The sequence below is a fragment of the Vibrio sp. CJQ_6 genome, assembly GCF_043106745.1.
Lineage (GTDB): Bacteria > Pseudomonadota > Gammaproteobacteria > Enterobacterales > Vibrionaceae > Vibrio > Vibrio furnissii.
The window spans coordinates 1-16,392 of record NZ_JBICMV010000017.1 but is presented as its reverse complement, the minus strand read 5'-3'; the positions used below and the strand labels follow the sequence as shown (position 1 = coordinate 16,392).

The window sequence follows — 16,392 nt, the reverse complement described above, 5'->3', positions numbered from 1 at the left end:
TTGTTTCGAGAAAATAGGCAGTTAAGCCGGTTTTTGAGAAGTGGATCTAAGCTTGTGCACGGTGAGGTTTGCCCACGTGTTACGAGGAATGGTGAGCCGAGGAAGTAAACGCGGGCAATTCCCCCTTGGTTAAACGCACGTAAACCAACGCCGCGGTGATGGCATCTTGCAAGGCGTCGTGTTTGTCTTGCAGCGGCAAATCAAGATGACGGCAGATCGCATCCAAGCTCAGGTCGAAATAGGCGTTGGGCAGATGTTTTTCCAGTTTGTCGTGATAGATATGACTGACTTCAATCAAGCTGTTGGGCAGCGGAAACCCCAAGTGGCGACGGCACGCGATGTCGAGAATCTTTTTGTCGTAGCGAATGTGGTAGCCGACCAGTGGGCGATTGCCGATAAACGCAATCAAGCGCGTTAAGGCGTCTTGTTCACTGATGCCATCGACTAAATCTTGATGGCGAATGCGATGAATGCGCACCGAGCAGGAATCAAGCGATTGTGGCGCACGTAGCCGCACTTCAAACGGCTGGCTGGTCAGAATGCGGTTGCCGATGATTTTCGTCGCGGCGATGGTCACCAACTCGGCCCGATTTGGATCCAAGCTGGTGGTTTCACAATCCAGCGAGACAAATTCTTGCTCGGTCGGTGCTTCAAACAGCGTTTGGTAACGGGAGCCGCGCAGCTTGTAGTGCCAGTATCGGCGGGTAATCCAATTCATGGCTTAGTCCCGAATTTGATAATGGTAGCCCAGCCATTGCTTGAACTTTTTGACCACATGCAGGCTGTGGCGCAGCAAATCGCGTTCGGCTCGGTCGAGTTGTTTTAAATCCAGCGTGTTGGCACTGTGCTGGTTGCTGAGCTGCTGCGCGAGGCGCAATTTGAAGAACTGCTTCAATGCTTCACTCAGGTTGTCACCGGTCTCTTGCTCCAACACCTTCTGTTTAACCAAGGCTTCAATGCGTTCAAAGGTGTTGTTGACGGCAATGTGGTGTTCGAGGCTCAAGGCGCGAATGCCGTGCACCAGCGGGAAGATGCCCCCTTGTTTGATATCGAGGCCGGATTTGGAGTGTTTGACATTTCCCAATAGCGTCAGCGGTACTGAGAAGTTGAGTGCAGGTCGCGTAAATTCGGTCAAAATCAGTTCCTGATCGGCCATCAATTGATGCAGGTGCGCTTTCACCGGGGCAAGCAGGTCTGTGTTGCCCGCCACCGCGTGGGCGTCGGCCATGATGGCAATATCCATCACGCGTTCGGGGCTGGCGGCTTTCACCCATTCCGTCAGTGTGTGTTTCCAAGCGGTTTGCGACTTGACCCATTTCGGATTGTTGACCATCACTTTGCCCGGGCAAAGTGGATAACCCAACTGCAATAACGTATGCGACAACTGGTTCATGACGGGCTGGCATTGATGCCACTCCAACCCATCTTTGATGATCAAGGCATTGTCCTGATCGGTTTTGAGAATTTGTTCGCCGCGCCCTTCCGAGCCCAGCACAATGAGGCAGCAGTGATCGTGCAGCGCGGGCGGAACCACCAATTCAAACGCTTTTTCGATGATTTGTTCGTTGACTGCCGAAATCAGCTCCATCACAAAGCGGGTGCGTACGCCGCGGCTGAGCAGGCTTTCCACCAGTTGGCGCTGTTTATTGGAGGCCAGCGCCAGCTCCTCGATGCTGGACGCGCGGGCTATCGCCAAGGTCAGCACGTGTGAATGGGTTGAAAACGCACTGAGGATTTGAATCATGTCCAGCATACCGACCGCTTGATGGCCTTCGCACACCATCAGGCGTTTGACCCGCTGGCGAGTCATCATCACCATGGCATTGAACAGAAAATCTCCTTCATCGACGTGCAGCACGGGAAAGGTGGCAATGTCGCCGACGGGGGCATCGAGTGCCACGCCGTCGAGCATCACCGCGTGCAGCATGTTGGTGCGCGTGACGATGGCATACGGATGGGCAGGGCTGTCTTGCAGCCGCGGGTCGTTTGCGTCGAGTTGCACCAAAGCGGCATCGACTCCATGGTCTTTCATCAGTTGCGTGACCGCTTGCAGCGGCTGCTCGGGTGTCAGCAGCATCGGCGCGAGATAAATTGAATGGTCAACTTTGGTCAGAATGAATTCGGCGATGTTCTTTTGCTGCTGAGCCGCTTCAATCAGCGCTTGGCGTTTCGCGAGGTTATTATCGAAGTACGCCGCAAATTGACCATTTTCATGGTACAGCGTCATAAATACACTTTGGGGAAGCAGGTAACTCAGCGTATCTTCCAAAGCCACGTAATGGTGCTTGGTGCTGCCTTCAAAGATGGCTCGAACATCAAATAGGTCATCATTGGCGTAATGGGCGTAAATCTCTTTGCCGTCGGCCGCGCGCTCTTCCACGGTGCCTTTGATGAGCACATGCAGATGTGTGCAGGGTTGACCGCTGTGCAGAATCACTTCACGTTCACGAAAATAAGCCACGTCTAACGCGGCGCGTAGAGACTGTTGTTGACTGGCCGTCAGACGGTCGAACGGCGGGGACTGCATGTTGAATTTATCCGGCATGGCGCGAGCTCACCTTAGGGAATGACCTCAGGTAAGTGTGACAAATTTCTTTCGCGCCTCCAGACGACTTTGGTCTAATGGCGGCGCGCTCAACGGGATGCATGCGAATATGGAAACTTTGTGTTGCGCAAAGCCCCCTTTTTAAACCAAGGAACTCATTGCATAATACCCGCGTTTTTTTGACGGTTTCATTGTAGGATCACAAATGCTAAACCCTTCTCCTTTTGGCTGGATCTCCCAGTATTTCATCGGTTTCTTCTTTGCCTACGGTGTGTATTTGCCGTTTTGGTCGCTGTGGTTTGCGGATCAAGGCGTCTCAGCAACGGACATTGGTTTGTTGGTGGGCATTGGTTTTGCCACGCGTTGTGTGGCCAATATCGTGATTACGCCACGAGTGCACAAAGCCGAGCATCTGTTGCCGGCCTTGCGCTGGCTGACCCTCGCCGGGCTGCTGTTTGTTGCGTTCCACTTCTTTACCGGCGGCAGTTTCTGGCTGATGGCGTTAGCGACCATTCTATTTAACCTCTGCTGTGGTCCCATCATTCCGCTGTCAGATGCGACGGCCAACTATTACGCCAAGCGCAACATGCTTGATTATGGTCGTGCGCGTTTGTGGGGCTCGGTCGCCTTCATTGGCGGCTCAACCGTGGTGGGATTTCTTGTCGCGCAGTACGGCGCGAGCATGATTCTCTACACCGCGCTGTTTGGCCTGCTGGTGTGCTGGCTTATCAGCTTGCGAAACACCAAGCCGATGCCGGTGACTGAGCACCATGAAGCGGCAGAACGCTTGAAACTGACGGCCTTGCTGCGTGAATGGCCAGTGGTGAAATTTCTGCTGTTGATGGCACTGATTCAGGGCAGCCATGCCGCGTACTACAGCTTTAGCTCGATTTATTGGAAAGAATCCGGCCACTCGGAAGATGTGATCGGCTATTTGTGGAGCTTGGGGGTGGTAGCTGAAGTGCTGGTGTTTGCACTGAGCAAACGTCTGTTCTCCGGTTGGAGCCTGCGCACTCTGTTTGTCATCGCGTCACTGGGCGTGATGGCGCGTTGGGGATTGACGGCATCGACCACTGCGATTGTGGCGTTGGTGGCGATTCAACTGCTGCACGGCGTGACCTTTGCGATGTCTCACATTGCCGCAATTCAGTACATTCAGCATGCGCCGCAGAATAAGATGGTGGCGTTGCAGGCGTTGTACAACGCCATTCCACTGGGCGCGGTGATTGCTTTGATGACCACATTGAGCGGTTGGGGCTACGAACATTGGGGCGCGTACGTGTTTTGGGCGATGGCCGCCATGGGTCTACTGGCGCTGTTGGTGAAAGTGGATGAGCCCGAATCGAACGTGGCTCTGCCGAAAGCGGAGCCTGAAGCACAGATTTAATGCTGCTTGATTGAGCAATCCGCTCATCCTCTGTTTAATAAAAGTCTCTTCACGGCGCCTTAGGCGAGGAAGGGACTTTTTTATTACTGCGGAGCAGCCACAAGGATAAGTCATGCAAGGATGGTTAGTGATACCGGTGTCGCTCGTGTATCTGGGCGTATTGTTTTTAATTGCTTGGTATGGCGATCGGCAGACGCGTTGGTTGGCGAAATGGCGACCGTGGATCTACAGCTTGTCGATTGCGGTGTATTGCACGTCGTGGACCTTTTACGGCACGGTGGGACAAGCGAGTGCCAACCCGTGGTCGTTCCTACCGATTTATATTGCGCCGATTCTGGTCTTTGCCTTTGGCTGGCGCATCCTTGCGCGTTTGATTCTCATCGCCAAACGCGAACACATCACATCGATTGCTGATTTTATCGGGGCGCGCTATGGCAAGTCGCAAGGCTTGGCGGTGGCGGTCACGCTGATCGCGGTTGCGGGGATTCTGCCTTACATCGCTTTGCAGCTACGCGGTATTACCATGGGGCTGAACATCGTCGCGCCGGATCTGCGTGAGCAGTTCGGCTATCAGGACGATCACGTGTCGTGGTTTGTGGTGCTGGCGTTGGCACTGTTTACCATGCTGTTTGGTACGCGGCACATTGATAACACCGAACATCACCGCGGCATGATGATGGCGATTGCGTTTGAGTCCATCGTCAAGCTGGTGGCGTTTTTGGTGGTCGGGCTGTTTATTCTGTTTCTCGCGTTGAGTCACGACAGTGTGAATCTGATGGAAACTGTTCGCGCCACTTATGAGGCGCCTAATTGGCCGACGCTGTTTGTACACACGGTGCTGACGATGATTGCCATCATCTGTCTGCCACGTCAGTTTCATACCATGGTGGTGGAGAACGAACGCGCGCAGGATCTGCATACCGCGCGTTGGCTGTTCCCGATGTACCTGATTTTGATGGGGCTGTTCGTACTGCCGATCGCTTGGGTCGGGCAAAGCCTGCTGAGTGGCACATCGCCTGATACGTTTGTCATCAGTGTGCCGATGTCGGTTGGCGCCGAAGACATCGCGTTGCTGGCTTTTCTTGGTGGCACCTCGGCCGCGTCAGGCATGGTGATTGTCTCCACCATTGCGCTGGCGATCATGGTGTCGAATGACTTGGTGATGCCCTTGCTGCTGCGCCGTATGCGTTTGTCGCAGCGCAACCATCGTCATTTCTCTGGGCTTTTGGTGATCATTCGCCGCACGCTGATTTTGTTGCTGTTACTGGGGGCGTGGGGATTTTATCTCGCCCTTGATACCATTCCGTCGCTGTCGGCGATTGGGTTTCTCTCGTTTTCGGCCATCACACAGTTTGCTCCGGCGCTGATCGGTGGCATGTATTGGCGCGAAGGAAACCGCAAAGGGGTGTATGTGGGACTCGCGGTGGGGTTTACGCTGTGGCTGATCACCTTGATGACTACCACCAACATGTTGGCTGGCGATGAGCAAAGCAACGTCTTGCTGTGGCTCATCACGCCGCCGGATGTGCTGGCCAACTGGGGGCTAAAAAATTCCGACTGGGGCATGATCCTCAGCGTGTCACTCAATGCGCTGTGTTATGTGCTGGTGTCGTGGGGGACGCGTTCAAGTTTAAGCGAACGGTTGCAATCGGCCGCGTTTGTCGGTACGCCGCTGCCTGAAAACGAAAACATGAGCCTGTATCAAAGCCGAGTGACAGTGGGTGAGTTGGAGATGTTGGCATCGCGCTTTGTCGGTCGCACGCGAGTACGCGCAGCGTTTACGCAGTATTGGGGCCAGCAACGCGAAATGTTGATGCCCAACCAACAAGCGCCATCGACCTTAATTCGCCACACCGAGCGGGTGCTGGCGGGGGTGTTTGGCGCCTCGTCGGCCAAGTTGGTGCTGACCTCGGCGTTGCAAGGGCGCAACATGCAGCTTGAAGAGGTGGCGACCATTGTCGATGAAGCCTCGGAGCTATACGACTTTAGTCGCGGTCTGCTGCAAGGTGCCATCGAACACATTGGTCAAGGCATTGCTGTGGTGGACAAGCAGTTGCGTCTGGTGGCATGGAACCAGCGCTATTTGGAGCTGTTTGATTTTCCGCCGGGCTTGATTCAGGTCGGGCGACCGATTGCTGATGTGATTCGTCACAACGCCGAGCAAGGGTTATGTGGCCCCGGTGAACCGGAAGATCATGTGCGCCGCCGCGTGTATCACTTGGAACAAGGAACGCGTCATACGTCTTCGCGGGTTCGCCCGGATGGCCGCGTGATTGAAGTGCAGGGCAATCCGATGCCCGGCGGCGGGTTTGTGATGAGCTTTACCGACATCACCGTGTTCCGCGATGCCGAGCAGACGCTCAAAGAAGCCAACGAGAATCTGGAAGAGCGCGTCCTTGAGCGCACTCGTGAACTGGAAAAACTCAACAAACAGTTGGTTGCCGCCACGCAGCGTTCAGAACGTGAATCGCAATCTAAATCCCGTTTTCTGGCCGCGGTCAGCCATGACTTGATGCAACCGCTCAATGCCGCGCGTCTGTTTGCGTCGTCTTTGGCGGAAGTGGCGCAAGAGGATGAAGTCAAGCGCCTGTCGCACCATATCGAAAGTGCCTTGAGTGCGGCGGAAGACTTAATTGGTGATTTGCTGGATATCTCGCGTTTGGAGTCCGGCAAACTTGAAATCCATCCGCAGAGTTTTGCGATCAAAGATGTTCTGACCAACCTCAATGCGGAATTCAGCGCGCTGGCGCGCCAGCAAGGGGTGGATTTCAGTATGGTGCCGTCGTCATTATTTGTCCGCTCAGATCCCAAATTGCTGCGCCGCGTGGTGCAGAACTTTTTGACCAACGCGTTTCGCTACAATCCCAAAGGCAAAGTGCTGCTTGGCGTGCGTCACTTACAAGGCAAAGTGCGAATTGATGTGTGGGACAATGGCATTGGCATTGAGGAAGATAAACAGCAGGAAATTTTTGAAGAGTTTAACCGTGGGGGACAAGTGCGTTCTGACCAAGGTCTGGGACTTGGACTGGCGATCTCCAAAGGGATTGCGCATGTGCTGGGACATGAGATCGCCATGCGCTCTTGGCCGGGACGCGGCAGCGTGTTTTCGCTGACGTTGGAACAAGCACAGCCGGTGGTGCACGATGCACCGATTGTGACGACGGAGGCGGTGTCTGACCTCAGTTATTTGCGGGTGCTATGTGTCGACAACGAAGAGGACATTTTGGTTGGCATGCGCGATCTGCTCGAACGCTGGGGGTGTGAAGTTAAAACGGCAACAGATCTCGTGAGCAGTTTGAAAGCGCTCGACAATCAGTGGATTCCGGATGTGATTCTATCGGACTATCGACTCGACAATGGCCGTACCGGGTTAGAGGTGTTGCAGCAATGCCGCTTGCGTTTGGGCGACTGTTTTGAAGGTATCATCATCAGCGCGGATCGCAGCGCAGATATTCTCGATGGCATTAAATCTAATGGTTTTGGTTTTATTGCTAAACCGGTGAAGCCCATTAAACTGCGCGCCATGCTCAATCGGGTGGGGTGAGTGGTATTCCCCGTTGGCAATAAAAAACGCCCTTGAACGGGCGTTTTTTTACAGGGTTTGAATCGTCAGTGGCCAGCCGATGTCGGTTTGGCGGTTGGCTTCCAATTCGAGCTCTGCGTGCGTGAGTGGATTTTGCGCCAGCCACGTTGCATCGAGATTGACCGTTAGTTTGTCGCCATCGGCGTGCAAGGTCACTTGCGGCTCGAGCGCCACATTGCGGCGATGGCTAAGCAGTACGGCAAGACGGAACAAGCGCAACACACGTTTGCCACTGGTGCCGGAGAGCGCATATTGCTCTGGCAGCGAGGTCAACTGCTCGCGGTAGCGGCGTGCCAGCTCTGCCAGAAAATGCTTTTGCGCGCGCGTGTAACCCGGTAATTCAAGGTGATGAAGTAGATAGGCGCTGTGCTCGCCACCTTTTTTATAATCGATCGACAGCCCGATTTCGTGCAACTGTGCCACGCTGCGTAGCAGCATTTCGGCTTGTGGTTCGGTGATCCACGCTTCGCCACCGCATTGCATCAGCAACTTACTGGCTAACGTCGCCACCTGTTCCCCGTAGGCGGTGTCAATTTGGTAACGATGTTGAATGCTGGCGATGGTGCGGGCACGAATATCGTCCTGACGCAGACCTTCAACCATTTCGTACACCAAGCCTTCGCGCAGGGCGCCGCCAGCCAGTGTCATCGCATCGATGTCGAGTGATTCGAAAATCGCGATCAAAATGGATAAGCCGCTTGGAAATACCAGCGCACGTTCCAGCGTTAAGCCTTCAATGTCCAGTTCTTCCAAGTGATCAGCCAGCATCGCTTGCTTTTGCAGGCGTTTGAGTTTAGCCAGCGTAATCACTTCATCCATGCCTTGCGCCAACATGATTTCTTGCAGCGCTTGCACGGTGCCGCTGGCACCGACACACACATTCCACCCCAATTGCGTGTACTGTTCCAAAATCGGATTCAGCATCTGCTTGGCGGCGTGAATGGCATTGTTGAAGTTGGTGGCGTTCAACTGACGATCTTTAAAGTGGCGCTCCAACCACGTCACGCAGCCCATTTTCAGGCTGGTCAGTGCTTTGGCTTCAAACCCTTCTCCGATGATCATTTCGGTACTGGCACCACCGATATCCACCACCAGTCGGCGCCCCATGCCACCAGACGTGTGTGCGACCCCTTTGTAGATCGTGGCCGCTTCTTCTTCGCCGGAGATCACCTCAATGGGATGACCGAGAATGGCGTTGGCTTTGGCCAGAAACACCTCGACATTCGTGGCGGTACGCAGCGTTGCGGTGCCCACAATACGAATATTCTCATCAGGAATATCTTGCAGGCGTTCGGCAAACAGGCTGAGACAATCCCAGCCTCGTTGCATCGCTTCTAAACTTAACGCATTGTGTTCATCCAAACCGGCAGCTAAACGCACTTTGCGTTTGATTTTCGCCATGGTTTGAACGCTGCCATCAATATGGCGCACAACCAACATGTGAAAGCTGTTCGACCCCAGGTCGATCGCAGCATACAGCGGTGAAGAAACGGCTTGACTCATAGACGGCTTACGAATCCTTGTTCTGACGCGGACGAGGTGCGCGCGGGCGGCGTTGAGATTTACGGTTGCCGTTGTTGCGTTGGCCGCCGGTATTGGTACGGCGTTGTTGCGATGAACGCATGGTCAGCGCTTTTGGCAGATCCGTCAGCAGAGCGGATGGGTCATATTCAGATGTCGGGATTGCATGTTCGATGTACTCTTCGATGCCCGGCAGGTTGATCGCGTACTCTTCACACGCAAAGCTGATCGAATGACCGCTGGCACCAGCACGACCGGTTCGGCCGATACGGTGAACGTAGTCTTCACAATCGTCTGGCAAATCGTAGTTAAACACGTGCGTGACCTGAGGAATGTGCAGTCCGCGCGCGGCTACGTCGGTGGCAACCAATACGTCTAGCTCACCTTTGGTAAATTGCTCAAGAATGCGTTCACGTTTTTTCTGCGGCACGTCACCGTTCAGCAGACCCACGCGGTGACCATCGGCAGCCAAGTGGCCCCAGATTTGCTCACAACGGTGCTTGGTGTTGGCAAAGACGATCGCGCGATCCGGCCATTCTTCTTCAAGCAGCGTTTGCAGCAATGCCATCTTGTGTTCGTTCGATGGGTAGAACAGCTCTTCTTTAATACGGTGACCGGTTTTTTGGGTTGGCTCGACCACCACGTGCTCAGGATTGTGCATGTGTTCGAACGCCAGCTCTTGCACGCGGTAAGACAGCGTTGCTGAGAACAGCATGTTGAGACGGTCTTTCGGCTCCGGCATACGACGGAACAAGAAGCGGATGTCTTTAATAAAGCCAAGATCGAACATACGGTCGGCTTCATCCAGCACCACGGCTTGAATGTTGTTGAGGTTAAAGACGCGCTGTTTGTAGAAATCGATAATGCGCCCAGTTGTGCCGATCAGCACATCCACGCCGTCTTGCAGTTTTGCCAACTGTTTGTCGTAGCTTTCACCGCCGTAGGCAAGGGCTGCTTTAATACCGGTGCTGGCAATCAGAGGTTCGGCATCGTTATAGATCTGAATCGCCAATTCACGGGTCGGCGCCATAATGATCGCACGAGGTTGCGTTGGCTGACGACCTTCAATTTCTGGCGTAGTCAATAAATGGTGGAAAGTAGCAGTAAGAAACGCGAGCGTTTTACCAGTCCCCGTTTGGGCCTGGCCTGCGATGTCTTGGCCGGTGAGCAGTACCGGCAACGCCAAGGCTTGGATAGGGGTGCAGTATTCGAACCCTTTTTTCTCCAATCCTTCAACAACTTGCGGATGTAAACCGAAGTCGGCGAACTTTTGCTCTGTGATATGCGTCTTTTTCATAGGTATAGAATATCAGCTTAGGCTTGCAATACGGAAGTAAATACATTCCAATAGAGCATCTATTTACTGGTTAGTATGCAACCAGTTCAGAAAAACACATTGGAGTGGAAGATGAGTGATAAAATTTTGCAGCTTTCTGATGAAGGTTTTGAGAACGATGTGATCAAAGCTGCAGGCCCAGTTCTTGTTGATTTTTGGGCAGAATGGTGTGGTCCTTGTAAAATGATTGCGCCAATTCTTGATGAAATCGCAGACGAGTACGAAGGCAAACTCACTATCGGTAAACTGAATATCGACCACAATGCGGGAACACCGCCTAAGTTTGGTATTCGTGGCATTCCAACGCTTCTTCTGTTTAAAGATGGTAGCGTTGCAGCAACCAAAGTTGGTGCGCTATCTAAGACTCAACTGAAAGAATTCTTAGACGCGAACCTATAAGGGAACGCCTTGAAACCGTACATAGCAATATGTGCGGTTTTGTTTTTGGTAAAAAACATTTTCTAGACTAGGCTAATATTTAGTGCTAGTTTATCGCACGTTAATTAGACAAATGTTCACTTCTTGGTCAATCCTGCGACCAAATCCATCTTAACTAGAAAACAGATCCTATTTTGACTAAACAAGTATCCACCACAATGAATCTAACAGAATTGAAGAACAGACCTGTGTCTGATCTTGTGAAGCTTGGTGAGAGCCTGGGCCTTGAAAACCTTGCGCGTCTGAGAAAACAAGACATTATCTTCTCCATCCTCAAAGCACATGCGAAAAGTGGTGAAGACATATTTGGTGACGGGGTCTTGGAAATTCTTCAAGACGGTTTTGGTTTCCTACGCAGTGCAGACAGTTCATACTTGGCCGGTCCTGACGACATCTACGTGTCACCGAGCCAAATTCGTCGCTTTAACCTGCGCACGGGTGACTCGATTGCCGGGAAAATCCGTCCGCCTAAAGAAGGTGAACGTTACTTTGCACTGTTAAAAGTGAACACAGTTAACGACGACAAACCTGACAACGCCCGCAACAAAATCCTTTTCGAAAACTTAACGCCTCTACATGCTAACGAACGTATGGTGATGGAACGTGGTAATGGCTCGACAGAAGACATTACAGCGCGAGTTCTCGATCTGGCAGCACCAATTGGTAAAGGTCAGCGTGGTCTGATCGTTGCTCCGCCAAAAGCGGGTAAAACCATGCTGCTGCAAAACATTGCCCAAAGCATTGCCAGCAATCATCCAGAATGTGTCCTGATGGTTCTTCTGATCGACGAACGTCCAGAAGAAGTGACCGAGATGCAACGTTTGGTGAAAGGTGAAGTGGTTGCTTCAACTTTCGATGAGCCAGCATCACGTCACGTACAAGTGGCAGAAATGGTGATTGAGAAAGCAAAACGTCTGGTTGAACACAAGAAAGACGTTGTGATTCTGCTGGATTCGATCACCCGTTTGGCGCGTGCATACAACACCGTTGTGCCTTCATCAGGTAAAGTATTGACCGGTGGTGTGGATGCAAACGCATTGCATCGTCCAAAACGTTTCTTCGGTGCGGCGCGTAATGTTGAGGAAGGCGGTAGCCTAACCATCATCGCTACTGCGCTGGTGGATACCGGTTCGAAGATGGACGAAGTGATCTACGAAGAGTTCAAAGGTACAGGTAACATGGAACTGCACTTGAACCGTAAGATTGCTGAAAAACGTGTTTTCCCTGCGATCGATTTCAACCGCAGTGGTACGCGTCGTGAAGAGTTGTTGACGAAGACCGACGAGCTTCAGAAGATGTGGATTCTGCGTAAGATCGTTCACCCAATGGGCGAGACCGACGCGATGGAATTCCTCATCGATAAATTGGCGATGACCAAAACCAACGACGAATTCTTTGACGCCATGCGTCGTCAGTAAGAGTTCAACGAATAAAAAAACACCACCCATTGGGTGGTGTTTTTGTTTGCATTCTCGCCACGAACCGCCCACAATGGCTAAGAATGTTAACAGGAGGTTAATATGCAACACGGAATGTTGTTTACACTTCTCCTCTCTCTTTCACTCTGGGTGGTGCCCGTGTCGGCGGTAGAAATGGTGCCGACAGCGCGTCAACAATTGTTGCACGATCATCAGTTGCAACAAAAAGTGGCGGAACTGGTCGAAATGGCCGTGAAAGACGATACCGATGCGTTAAGCTTTGCCTTGCAACGGCTGGCTTTGCCACAGCAAGAAGCCGTGCGCTATCTGTTGCTGCAACATCTCGAGCAAAGTCGACTGATTTTGTCCCCCCGGATGGTGAATTTCGTCGACGCTCAGCGCCATGTCGCACCGGTGTATCAAGTGCTGGAAAAAGGCGAAGGCTATGAATTTTCTGTCCCGGCGTTTGATTATCCGGGGATTGCGAATCGCTTGATTAAACGCTGGAATCAAGATCAGAGCGTGCTCGACTTTGTGTTGAAAGCCGAGCGCTACGAACTGAACTTGCGCCAATGGTTGTCGGGCAATGAACATCAAGTGCAAGCGCGAGAAGCGCTATTGATGCGCGAATTCAACAGCCTCTCTCCAGAGGCCGTCAAAGCGTTAACCGATCAACTGACGCAGGCTGCAGTCACCAGTTGGTTGCCTTCTTCGGCGGTGATGGTACGCATGGCGCAAGTCAGTGAAGATCCTCAAGTGTATAAGTTGTTGTGGCTCATGCGCGCCGACTTCCATGTCGAACAAGAGTTGGATCGTCTGGCAAAGCAGGGTGATACGTTTGCCTTGCAACAAATCATGGCGGCCGTCGATAACCCTCGTTTGAAAACGAAAGCGCTCAAAGAACTGACGCGCACCAAACCGATGACTGATGAGGTGAAAACGTTTCTGGTCGATCGACTCGGAAATTCGGACGAGGCACCGATAGTCGCCCAAGCGCTGGCCGATCAGGGGTATCAGTCGTGGTTGAAAGAAATTCTGCTCAACAATCGACAAGTGAAAAGCCATGCCATTTTGCAGGTCCTCACACAATAAGCGCGCATCACTCAAGCAAAACCGTAAAAGAGGAACCGAGAGTTCCTCTTTTTGTTATACTGCGCGCAGATTAATCAATGAGCAGAAGCCCTATGAGTTTTAAGGATTTACGCGATTTTCTTGATCATCTGGACAAGCATGGTCAGCTGAAACGCATTACTCACCCGATCGACCCACATTATGAAATGACGGAGATTAGCGACCGTACGTTACGCGCGGGCGGCCCTGCTTTGTTGTTTGAAAATCCGATTGGATCTGAGATTCCGGTATTGACTAACTTGTTTGGTACACCTGAACGTGTCGCCATGGGCATGGGGCGTGAACAGGTGCAAGACTTGCGTGAGGTCGGCAAATTATTGGCTTACCTGAAAGAGCCCGAGCCACCGCGCGGTTTTAAAGATGCGCTCGACAAACTGCCGGTATTTAAGCAAGTTCTCAATATGCCGGCGAAGCGACTACGCCGCGCGCCGTGCCAAGATATCGTGTGGCAAGGCGACGCAGTCGATCTCGATAAAGTGCCTGTGATGAGCTGCTGGCCGGACGATGTCGCCCCACTATTAACTTGGGGATTGACCGTGACGCGTGGCCCCAATAAGAAACGCCAAAACTTAGGGATCTACCGCCAGCAAAAAATTGGCAAGAATAAAATCATCATGCGTTGGTTGGCGCATCGTGGTGGTGCACTTGATTTCCGTGACTGGATGGAAACGCATCCGGGCGAACCTTTCCCAGTTTCTGTTGCGTTTGGCGCTGATCCAGCCACCATTTTGGGGGCGGTGACGCCGGTGCCGGACACGTTGTCAGAATACGCTTTTGCTGGGTTGCTGCGTGGCAGTAAAACCGAAGTGGTGAAGTCCATCAGCAATGATTTGGAAGTCCCCGCCAGTGCTGAAATTGTGTTGGAAGGGTACATCGACCCGAACGAGTACGCAGACGAAGGGCCGTATGGCGATCACACCGGCTACTACAATGAAGTCGAACGCCATCATGTGTTTACCGTGACGCATGTGACGATGCGCAATCAACCGATTTATCACAGCACATATACTGGGCGTCCGCCTGATGAACCGGCGGTGCTCGGTGTGGCACTCAACGAAGTCTTTGTCCCGATTCTACAAAAACAATTTCCTGAAATTACTGATTTCTATCTGCCACCCGAGGGGTGTTCCTATCGAATGGCGGTTGTGACCATGAAGAAACAATACCCCGGGCACGCGAAGCGCGTCATGATGGGCGTGTGGTCGTTCTTGCGTCAGTTCATGTACACCAAATACGTGATTGTGTGCGATGAATCCGTCAATGCTCGCGATTGGAACAGTGTTATTGCGGCCATGACGGAGCATATGGAGCCGATGCGTGATACCTTGATGATTGAACATACGCCCATAGATTCGCTGGACTTCGCTTCGCCAGTGGCTGGGCTGGGCTCAAAAATGGGCATGGATGCAACCCGCAAATGGCCAGCAGAGCTGGCGATGTCGGATGCTGAACAACAGCGCGCGCATGTCGCGATCACTGGCGCTGAGATTGACGCGTTTAAATTGCAGCAACCACTGGTGCGTGAGGTGTATCTACCTTGTGCCGCGAATAACCGTTTTGCATTGATTGACATAAACAAAACACAAGTTGGTGAAACGCAAGCGGTGATGGCGTCAGTATTGGCCTTCCTTGAGCCGTATGCTGATGTGAAATTTGTGGTGCTGTGTGACGGTGATGTCAATATCCGCGACTGGCATGACATTATCTGGGCCATCACTACCCGAATGGATCCGGCCCGTGATACTGTGCGTATACCTGCTCAAAACGGACGAGTGTCAAAACTTGTTCTGGATGCCACCAACAAGCTTGAAAGTGAAGTCCAACGAGAGTGGGGGACGCCGATTAAGAAAGATCCTCAACTGGTCGCGAAAATCGATGCGATTTGGGACGAGTTAAGTATTCTATGATTTACACTGTACGTTTGCTTCCGAGCAATATTCAGTTTGAAGTCGAAGAAGGGCAAACGGTGCTGGATGCTGCGCTCAACCAGCAGATTTCATTTCCTCATCGTTGCCAAGTCGGTGCGTGTGCCGCGTGCCTGTGCCGCAAAGTCGAAGGTAAGGTCAGTTACCAGCTTGAACCTATGCTCACAGAGAAAGAGCAAGCTCAAGGATGGATCTTTCCCTGCCAAGCCTTCGCAGAAAGTCATTTAGTACTTACTTTTGAAGAGTAAGTAAGAAGGAAGCTCATGACCATTAATTGTAAAGTAAAGTCCATTCAGCCATTAGCCAGCAATACATTTCAGATCCTGCTGCACCCGGAACAGCCGGTTGCCTTTAAAGCCGGTCAGTATCTGATGGTCGTAATGGGCGAAAAAGATAAACGTCCTTTTTCCATTGCCAGCAGCCCATGTCGCCATGAAGGCGAGTTGGAGCTGCACATCGGCGCGGCGGAACACAACGCTTACGCACTGGAAGTGGTACAGGCTATGCGCCAAGCGCTCGAGCAGGGCAGTAATATCATCATCGATGCACCGCATGGTGATGCATGGGTGCAAGAAGACAGCGAACGTTCGTTATTATTGATTGCTGGTGGGACGGGCTTCAGTTATGTCCGCTCAATTTTGGATCATTGCGTGGCTCAACAGATGCCTCATGCTATTTATCTCTACTGGGGTGGACGTGATGAAGACCAACTGTATGCAAAAGCAGAGTTGGAGGCTATTTCTGCCCAAAATGAGAATATCCACTTTATTCCCGTAGTAGAAAATGCCAGTGAGCGCTGGACAGGTAAAGTGGGGAATGTACTTCAGGCGATTGACCAAGATTTCGATTCACTGGCAGATTTCGATATTTATATCGCGGGCCGTTTTGAAATGGCGGGCGCAGCACGTGAACTATTTACGCAGAAGAAACATGCGAGTAGAGAACGAATGTTCGCAGATGCGTACGCTTTTATCTAATGTATAAATCGTAGTAAATCAGTCAAAGAGGGCAAAAATGCCCTCTTTTTAGTCTTTTTGTTGCTTTATTCATCGAACGGTCTTTTTTTTAAAGTTTTTTTAAAAAAGCGCTTGCGCTGTTTTAAATCCTC

Annotated in this window: 12 protein-coding genes; 8 read left to right on the top strand and 4 right to left on the bottom strand. The window is 52.0% G+C overall.

What is annotated here, in order from left to right; translation table 11 throughout:
• Window positions 1–79: 79 nt before the first annotated feature.
• Both ACF8PK_RS09935 and ACF8PK_RS09930 read right to left on the bottom strand, forming a co-directional pair.
• Window positions 80–718: a 3'-5' exonuclease gene (locus tag ACF8PK_RS09935; RefSeq protein WP_392441092.1), complete on the bottom strand. Its 639-nt coding sequence runs from the start codon at window positions 716–718 to the stop codon at window positions 80–82.
• Window positions 719–721: 3 nt separating this feature from the next.
• A complete protein-coding gene (locus ACF8PK_RS09930; RefSeq protein ID WP_392441089.1) occupies window positions 722–2,545 on the bottom strand; it encodes a DUF294 nucleotidyltransferase-like domain-containing protein in 1,824 nt (607 codons plus the stop codon).
• 205 nt (window positions 2,546–2,750) lie between these two features.
• Here ACF8PK_RS09930 and ACF8PK_RS09925 point away from each other — a divergent pair, with 205 nt between their 5' ends.
• Window positions 2,751–3,932, top strand: coding sequence for a 3-phenylpropionate MFS transporter (locus ACF8PK_RS09925; protein WP_055466812.1), 1,182 nt, complete (start codon window positions 2,751–2,753; stop codon window positions 3,930–3,932).
• Window positions 3,933–4,044: 112 nt separating this feature from the next.
• A complete protein-coding gene (locus tag ACF8PK_RS09920) occupies window positions 4,045–7,476 on the top strand; it encodes a PAS domain-containing hybrid sensor histidine kinase/response regulator (RefSeq protein ID WP_172561847.1) in 3,432 nt (1,143 codons plus the stop codon).
• Between the two features lie 48 nt (window positions 7,477–7,524).
• Here ACF8PK_RS09920 and gppA read toward each other — a convergent pair whose 3' ends face one another.
• Both gppA and rhlB read right to left on the bottom strand, forming a co-directional pair.
• A complete protein-coding gene (gppA, locus tag ACF8PK_RS09915; RefSeq protein WP_014203989.1) occupies window positions 7,525–9,018 on the bottom strand; it encodes a guanosine-5'-triphosphate,3'-diphosphate diphosphatase in 1,494 nt (497 codons plus the stop codon).
• Between the two features lie 7 nt (window positions 9,019–9,025).
• The gene (gene rhlB / locus ACF8PK_RS09910; protein ID WP_004728343.1) at window positions 9,026–10,333 is read right to left on the bottom strand and encodes an ATP-dependent RNA helicase RhlB; all 1,308 of its coding nucleotides are present in this window, start codon (window positions 10,331–10,333) and stop codon (window positions 9,026–9,028) included.
• Between the two features lie 111 nt (window positions 10,334–10,444).
• On the opposite strand from rhlB, the gene trxA reads away from it, so the two are divergent.
• From trxA to fre, 6 genes are all read left to right on the top strand, one after another.
• A complete protein-coding gene (gene trxA / locus ACF8PK_RS09905) occupies window positions 10,445–10,771 on the top strand; it encodes a thioredoxin TrxA (RefSeq protein ID WP_004728344.1) in 327 nt (108 codons plus the stop codon).
• 197 nt (window positions 10,772–10,968) lie between these two features.
• A complete protein-coding gene (gene rho, locus ACF8PK_RS09900; RefSeq protein ID WP_038152528.1) occupies window positions 10,969–12,228 on the top strand; it encodes a transcription termination factor Rho in 1,260 nt (419 codons plus the stop codon).
• A gap of 102 nt (window positions 12,229–12,330) precedes the next feature.
• Window positions 12,331–13,320 (top strand): hypothetical protein, encoded by a 990-nt coding sequence (locus tag ACF8PK_RS09895; protein WP_158107981.1) that lies wholly within the window; start codon window positions 12,331–12,333, stop codon window positions 13,318–13,320.
• Between the two features lie 92 nt (window positions 13,321–13,412).
• Complete coding sequence (gene ubiD / locus ACF8PK_RS09890; RefSeq protein WP_143680569.1) at window positions 13,413–15,266, top strand: 4-hydroxy-3-polyprenylbenzoate decarboxylase; 1,854 nt, start codon at window positions 13,413–13,415, stop codon at window positions 15,264–15,266.
• Window positions 15,263–15,532, top strand: coding sequence for a 2Fe-2S iron-sulfur cluster-binding protein (locus tag ACF8PK_RS09885; protein WP_004728349.1), 270 nt, complete (start codon window positions 15,263–15,265; stop codon window positions 15,530–15,532). Before ubiD ends, ACF8PK_RS09885 begins: the two co-directional genes overlap by 4 nt.
• A gap of 15 nt (window positions 15,533–15,547) precedes the next feature.
• On the top strand, window positions 15,548–16,261 hold the full coding sequence (gene fre / locus ACF8PK_RS09880) for an NAD(P)H-flavin reductase (protein WP_143680566.1): 714 nt from the start codon (window positions 15,548–15,550) through the stop codon (window positions 16,259–16,261).
• Window positions 16,262–16,392: the final 131 nt, after the last annotated feature.